The 6,475-nt window shown below is 68.3% G+C and carries 8 protein-coding genes; 3 read left to right on the top strand and 5 right to left on the bottom strand.

What is annotated here, in order from left to right:
- Positions 1 to 350: 350 nt before the first annotated feature.
- On the bottom strand, positions 351 to 962 hold the full coding sequence (locus AB0P41_RS19740; protein WP_365933166.1) for a DNA-3-methyladenine glycosylase: 612 nt from the start codon (positions 960 to 962) through the stop codon (positions 351 to 353).
- Positions 963 to 1,161: 199 nt separating this feature from the next.
- Between AB0P41_RS19740 and AB0P41_RS19735 the strand changes: the two genes are divergently transcribed.
- From AB0P41_RS19735 to AB0P41_RS19725, 3 genes are all read left to right on the top strand, one after another.
- A complete protein-coding gene (locus AB0P41_RS19735) occupies positions 1,162 to 1,944 on the top strand; it encodes a sporulation protein (protein ID WP_356711821.1) in 783 nt (260 codons plus the stop codon).
- A 55-nt stretch (positions 1,945 to 1,999) separates the two neighbouring features.
- A complete protein-coding gene (locus AB0P41_RS19730) occupies positions 2,000 to 2,533 on the top strand; it encodes a YbhB/YbcL family Raf kinase inhibitor-like protein (protein ID WP_356711823.1) in 534 nt (177 codons plus the stop codon).
- A 141-nt stretch (positions 2,534 to 2,674) separates the two neighbouring features.
- On the top strand, positions 2,675 to 3,181 hold the full coding sequence (locus tag AB0P41_RS19725) for an HNH endonuclease (protein ID WP_104790099.1): 507 nt from the start codon (positions 2,675 to 2,677) through the stop codon (positions 3,179 to 3,181).
- 71 nt (positions 3,182 to 3,252) lie between these two features.
- On the opposite strand, the gene AB0P41_RS19720 is transcribed toward AB0P41_RS19725, so the two are convergent.
- The 4 genes from AB0P41_RS19720 to AB0P41_RS19705 all read right to left on the bottom strand — a co-directional run bounded on the left by AB0P41_RS19720 (position 3,253) and on the right by AB0P41_RS19705 (position 6,451).
- Positions 3,253 to 4,020, bottom strand: coding sequence for a sulfite exporter TauE/SafE family protein (locus AB0P41_RS19720; RefSeq protein WP_356711825.1), 768 nt, complete (start codon positions 4,018 to 4,020; stop codon positions 3,253 to 3,255).
- A gap of 84 nt (positions 4,021 to 4,104) precedes the next feature.
- On the bottom strand, positions 4,105 to 5,034 hold the full coding sequence (locus AB0P41_RS19715) for an SPFH domain-containing protein (RefSeq protein ID WP_356711827.1): 930 nt from the start codon (positions 5,032 to 5,034) through the stop codon (positions 4,105 to 4,107).
- A gap of 122 nt (positions 5,035 to 5,156) precedes the next feature.
- Positions 5,157 to 5,585 (bottom strand): NfeD family protein, encoded by a 429-nt coding sequence (locus AB0P41_RS19710; RefSeq protein WP_356711829.1) that lies wholly within the window; start codon positions 5,583 to 5,585, stop codon positions 5,157 to 5,159.
- Between the two features lie 65 nt (positions 5,586 to 5,650).
- The gene (locus AB0P41_RS19705) at positions 5,651 to 6,451 is read right to left on the bottom strand and encodes an ABC transporter ATP-binding protein (RefSeq protein WP_356711831.1); all 801 of its coding nucleotides are present in this window, start codon (positions 6,449 to 6,451) and stop codon (positions 5,651 to 5,653) included.
- Positions 6,452 to 6,475 lie beyond the last annotated feature (24 nt).

The following is a 6,475-nucleotide window of genomic DNA, read 5'->3' as shown; positions in this document are numbered from 1 at the left end:
TTCCGACTCTATCAGACTCTTTCGTGTCCGATTCCCGGCCGAAGCGGGTTCCTGCTCAATCGCTTTCCAGTTCTTCGCTTTCGCGTTTCCCTTTCGGCGTGGTCACTACATTAGCCGATTTCCTCGGCGACTCATAATCGAGTCGATGGGCGAATTTCGGCATGCCGAAATCGCACCCGCCAGGGGTGAATCGTAGGTAGTGGTTGGCCCTCTCACGATGCTTCGACCCGGTCCGACGGACCGTGCCAAGAACGACTGCATCCGTTCAAGCGGCTCGGACTACATTAGGGAAACAGCAAGGGCGAGTCAAGTTGCCCTGCGGCGCGGCACATGAGTGCGCAACGGCCGGCTCAGACTTCGGCGGCCGGCTTGGCCCTGGGGCTCAGCCGGTACGCCGAGACCGTCGGGTCACCGGCGAGGTAGAAGCGGTGCTCCCAGTCGTGGGCCTTGCTGACGCCTACCCGGGGACCGACCCTGATGAGCGTGTCGGGAACCGGCTCACCCTCGGACAGCGTGACCGCCGTGCCTGCCAGCAGACCGGTTCCGTCGTGCTCCGCCGTGATGCCGAGCGCCTGGCAGAAGTTTCCCGGGCCCCGCGCGAGGCGTGGACTCTCGACCTTCGCCCCTCGCCGCTCACGTGCGAGGTCTTCCCCCTCGATGACCTTGCCCGCCCGGATGAGGACGGCCGAGGCGATGCCGTCCGTTCCGGTGACGATGTTGGCGCACCAGTGCAGGCCGTGGGACCGGTAGACGTACAGATGTCCTGCGGGCCCGAACATGACGGCGTTGCGGCGTGTCCTGCCCCGGTAGGCGTGGGAGGCGGGGTCGGTCGCACCGGAGTACGCCTCGGTCTCCGTGATGGTGATGCTGACGGTTCCCTCGGGAGCCTCGTGGGTGAGGACGGCGCCCAGGAGCTTGGGCGCGACTTCCTCGGCGGGGTGCGCGAGATCCACGACGTTCATGCCGACCGCCTCGCCGGGCCGTGGATCCGGTCCCGGAGGCAGGGTGCCGCCTCCGGGGCGGCCCTGTCGGAGAAGTCCCGCGTCAGCGGCGTACGGTCCATGCCTTCGTTCATGTCGTCCGAGGGTACTGGGACCGGTACGACGGGAACCGGCTACGGTCATGGCGCGTATGTAGGGGACAGGACCTAGGAGGAAAAACATGGGCTTCAAGCGGCTGCTCGCGAGCATGGGTGCCGGCGGTGCCTCGGTCGAGACCGAACTCACCGAACTCAACGTCGTCCCTGGAGGGGTGGTCCAGGGCGAGGTGCGGATCCAGGGCGGATCCGTGGACCAGCAGATCGAGGGACTCTCGGTCGGTCTGCAGGCGCGGGTCGAGGTCGAGGGCGGGGACCAGGAGACCAAGCAGGACATCGAGTTCGCCAAGCTGCGCCTCGGTGGCGCCTTCGCGGTGCAGGCGGGCGCGGTGCACGTCGTGCCGTTCGGGCTGGAGATCCCCTGGGAGACGCCCATCACCATGTTCGCCGGGCAGCAGTTGCGCGGCATGAACATCGGGGTGACCACGGAGCTGGAGATCGCCCGCGCTCTGGACTCCGGCGACCTGGACCCGGTCAACGTGCACCCGCTGCCCGCGCAGCAGGCGATCCTGGACGCCTTCGGCCAGCTGGGCTTCGGCTTCCGCAGCGCCGACATGGAGCGCGGCCACATCCGCGGTACGCGCCAGCGCCTGCCGTTCTACCAGGAGATCGAGTTCGTCCCCCCGCAGCAGTACCGGGGGCTGAACCAGGTGGAGCTGACGTTCGTCGCGGACGACCGCGAGATGGACGTCATCCTGGAGATGGACAAGAAGCCGGGGCTCTTCAGCGAGGGCAGCGACTCCTACCGTGCCTTCAAGGTCGGTCTCAACGACTTCCAGGGCACGGACTGGGCGGCGTACCTCAACCAGTGGCTCGCGCAGGTCGGCGGCCAGCGCAACTGGCTCTGAGGCACCCTCTAGGGTCGGTGGGAAGAACGCACAGCCGACCAGGAGAGGTGCTGACGTGACCGAACCGAAGAGGGCGCCGCTGCCGCACGACTTCCATCCCGAGGTCCCCTCGTTCACTGTGGTGAGCGAGGACCTAGCGCCGGGAGCCGTACTCGCGGACGCCCAGGTGTTCGCGGCGGGGAACACCTCGCCGCAGCTGCGGTGGGAGGGCTTCCCCGCGGAGACGAAGAGCTTCGCCGTGACGTGCTTCGACCCGGACGCCCCGACGGGCAGCGGGTTCTGGCACTGGGTGGTGTTCGACATCCCCGCCTCGGTGACCGCGCTTCCCGCCGGCGCGGGGAGCGGGGCGTTCGAGGGTCTGCCCGGGGGCGCCGTCCAGGCCCGCAACGACTACGGGGCGAAGGAGTTCGGCGGTGCCGCGCCTCCTGCCGGTGAGAATCACCGCTACGTCTTCACCGTGTACGCGGTGGACACCGAGAAGCTCGGGCCCGACAGCGACGCCTCGCCCGCCGTCGTCGGATTCAACCTGCGTTTCCACACACTGGGCCGTGCCCAGCTGATCGGGGAGTACGCCGCCCCCGGAAGCTGAAGGTTCGCCTGCTGTTTGCCCTGCCCTGGTCTTGGAGAGATCAGGGCAGGGCACTTTTTATTGCGTTGTCCATCACGGCTCGCCCGGACAGAGTTGATCCGGGCCCGCCGACCGACGGGCGGCACACGGGAGGTGGGCAGGATGCGGGACACACTTGTACTCAACGCGAGCTTCGAGCCACTGTCGACGGTGACGCTCAACCGTGCGGTGGTTCTGATCCTGCAGGACAAGGCTGTCGTCGAGCAGTCGCATCCCGGGCTCCGTATGCGTGGCGCCGCCGTGGACATTCCGGTACCCCGCGTGATCAGGCTCTGCCGGTACGTACGGGTGCCGTTCCGAAGACACGCGCCGTGGTCCAGGAGGGGGGTGCTCATACGGGACCAGCACCGGTGCGCGTACTGCGGGCGGCGGGCCAGCACCGTGGATCACGTGGTCCCGCGGGCCCAGGGCGGTCAGGACACCTGGCTGAACACCGTGGCCTCGTGCGCGGAGGACAACCACCGCAAGGCGGCCCGGACACCGGAGCAGGCGGGCATGCCGCTGCTGCGGGAGCCGTTCGTGCCTTCGCCGGCGGACGCGATGCTGCTCGCCCTGGGTGCCGGGGGCCGGTCGGCGCTGCCGGAGTGGCTGGCGCACTCCGCGGCGTAGACGCCTCGTCTCCCCCACATGACCATGTGCGGAGCCCGTCCCCCCGTGACCGGAGGGGCGGGCTCCGTCCGTCAGCGCAGCAGCAGTTGGACGATGGCCGCGGTACCGACGACCACGATCAGTGCGCGCAGGAAGCCCGGGCTGAGCCGCCGGCCCACCCTGGCACCTATCTGGCCGCCGATCGCGGATCCGACCGCGATGAGCACGACGGCCGTCCAGTCGAAGTGCGCGACGAAGAGGAAGAAGAGCGCCGCGACGCTGTTGACGACGGCGGCGAGGACGTTCTTGACCGCGTTGAGGCGCTGCATCGTGTCGTCGAGCAGCATGCCCATCAGGGAGAGGTAGATGATGCCCTGGGCCGCGGTGAAGTAGCCGCCGTAGACGCTGGCGAGCATGATCCCGGTGAACAGCAGGGGCCCGCCGTCGAGGCGGGCGGGGGTGCCGGTCCGGTCGCGGCGGCGCTGGACCGCTCTGCTGATGCGGGGCTGCAGGATGACCAGCACCAGTGCGAGGGTGACGAGGACGGGGACGATCGTCTCGAACGCGGTGGAGGGCAGGGCGAGCAGGAGGGTGGCGCCGGTGAGTCCGCCGATCAGCGCCCCGGCGCTCAGCTTCAGTATGCGGCGGCGCTGGCCGGCCAGTTCCTCGCGGTAGCCGATGGCGCCGCTGATGGAGCCGGGGATCAGGCCGAGCGCGTTGGACACGGTCGCGGTGACCGGCGGCAGTCCGGTGGCGAGCAGGACGGGAAACGTGATCAGCGTTCCCGAGCCGACGATGGTGTTGATCGTGCCGGCGCCGATCCCGGCCGCGAAGACCGCGAGCATTTCCCAGATGGACAAGGCCATCTCCTTCGATGGTCAGTGACGCCTCCCCGCCTTCAAGGTCGAGGGGCCTCACTGATCATGCACGAAGGTGTTCTCCGGTCATTCGACCGGGGGCTGCTCCCTGCGTTCCGTGCCGGTGTTGAAGCCGGGGACGCCGCCGCCGAGGTTGCCGAACGCACCGCTGAGGCCCTTGAGGGCGTCGCCGATCTCGCTGGGCACGATCCAGAGCTTGTTGGCGTCGCCCTCGGCGATCTTGGGAAGCATCTGGAGGTACTGGTACGAGAGGAGCTTCTGGTCCGGGTCTCCGGCGTGGATGGACTCGAAGACCGTGCGGATGGCCTGGGCCTCGCCCTCGGCGCGCAGTGCGGACGCCTTGGCCTCACCTTCGGCACGCAGGATCGCGGACTGCTTCTCGCCCTCCGCGGTGAGGATCGCGGACTGCCTGATGCCTTCGGCTGTGAGGATGGCTGCGCGCTTGTCGCGGTCGGCGCGCATCTGCTTCTCCATCGAGTCCTGGATGGAGGTGGGCGGTTCGATGGCCTTGAGCTCGACACGGTTGACGCGGATGCCCCACTTGCCGGTGGCTTCGTCGAGGACTCCGCGCAGCGCGGCGTTGATCTCCTCGCGGGAGGTCAGGGTCCGCTCGAGGTCCATGCCGCCGATGATGTTGCGGAGCGTGGTGACGGTGAGCTGCTCGATCGCCTGGATGTAGCTGGCGACTTCGTACGTCGCGGCGCGGGCGTCGGTCACCTGGTAGTAGATGACGGTGTCGATGTTGACGACGAGGTTGTCCTGGGTGATCACCGGCTGGGGCGGGAAGGGGACGACCTGTTCGCGGAGGTCGATCCTGTTGCGGATCGAGTCGATGAACGGGACGACGATGTTCAGCCCGGCGTTGAGCGTGCGGGTGTAGCGGCCGAAGCGCTCCACGATGGCGGCGCTGGCCTGCGGGATGACCTGGATCGTCTTGATCAGGGCGATGAATACGAGCACCACCAGAATGATCAGGACGATGATGATCGAATTCATCGTGTGCCTCGTGCCCTTCGGTTGCCGACGGATCGCGGTGATCGAGGTCGAGCGGTCAAGACGGTTTCATGATGATCGACTTCGAGTTTGGCAGACTGCGGCCTGCCGTGTGACCAGTTCGCTCACATGACGACGGCCGTTGCGCCGTCGATGTCCACGACGTCCACCTGGCGGCCGGGTTCGAAGACCTGGTCGCCGTCGAGGGAGCGTGCGGACCAGACCTCGCCGGCGAGCTTGATGCGCCCGCCGCTGCCGTCCACCCGTTCCAGGACGACGGCCTGACGGCCTTTCAGGGCGTCGATGCCGGTGGCCTCCCCTGGCCTGGACGCCCGGTGTCCGGCCGCGATCGGGCGGACGACCGCGATCAGCGCGACCGACACCACGACAAACACCAGGACTTGGGCGACGACACCGCCGCCGAGGGCCGCCACGACAGCCGCGGCCACCGCTCCGACGGCGAACATCCCGAATTCGGGCATCGCGGTCAGGACGAGGGGGATGCCCAGTCCCACCGCGCCGATCAGCCACCACACCCACGCGTCGATGTCCACATGGTCATCGTAGGACCGCGAGTGCCTTCCCCGACAGGGCGCAGAGGAGGTTGGCTGTGGTGCGACTACTGGCCGAGGGGCAGTCCGTGTGCGGTGTAGCGGTCGCCGCGGTGCTCGACGACGAGCGGCAGACCGAAGCAGAGGGAGAGGTTCCGGGAGCTGAGCTCGGTCTCCATGGGGCCGGCTGCGAGGACCTTGCCCTGGCGGATCATCAGGACGTGGGTGAAGCCGGGTGCGATCTCCTCGACATGGTGGGTGACCATGACCATGGAGGGGGCGTACGGGTCACGGGCCAGTCTGCCGAGCCGGCGGACCAGGTCCTCGCGTCCGCCGAGGTCCAGCCCGGCGGCCGGCTCGTCGAGGAGGAGCAGTTCGGGGTCGGTCATCATGGCGCGGGCGATGAGAGTGCGCTTGCGCTCGCCCTCGGAGAGCGTGCCGAACTTGCGGTCGAGGAACTCGGTCATGCCGAGGCGGTCGAGGAAGGCGCGGGCGCGCTCCTCGTCGACGGCCTCGTAGTCCTCGTGCCAGGTGGCGGTCATGCCGTAGGCGGCGGTGAGCACCGTCTGGAGCACGGTCTGCCGCTTGGGGAGCTTTTCGGCCATGGCGACGCCGGCGATGCCGATGCGGGGGCGGAGCTCGAAGACGTCGGTGCCGACGCCGCCGAGCCGCTCACCGAGGATCCTGGCCGTGCCGGTGCTGGGGAAGAGGTAGCTGGAGGCGATGTTGAGGAGGGTGGTCTTGCCGGCGCCGTTCGGTCCGAGGATGACCCAGCGCTCCCCCTCCTTGACCGACCAGGAGACGTCGTCCACCAGAGCGCGTCCGTCGCGGACCACGGATACGTCCACCAGCTCCAGTACATCGCTCATGGCGCGTTGTCTCCCCATACAGTG

The organism is Streptomyces sp. NPDC079167, from assembly GCF_040686735.1.
Lineage (GTDB): Bacteria > Actinomycetota > Actinomycetes > Streptomycetales > Streptomycetaceae > Streptomyces.
This window is presented reverse-complemented; position numbering and strand designations above follow the sequence as displayed.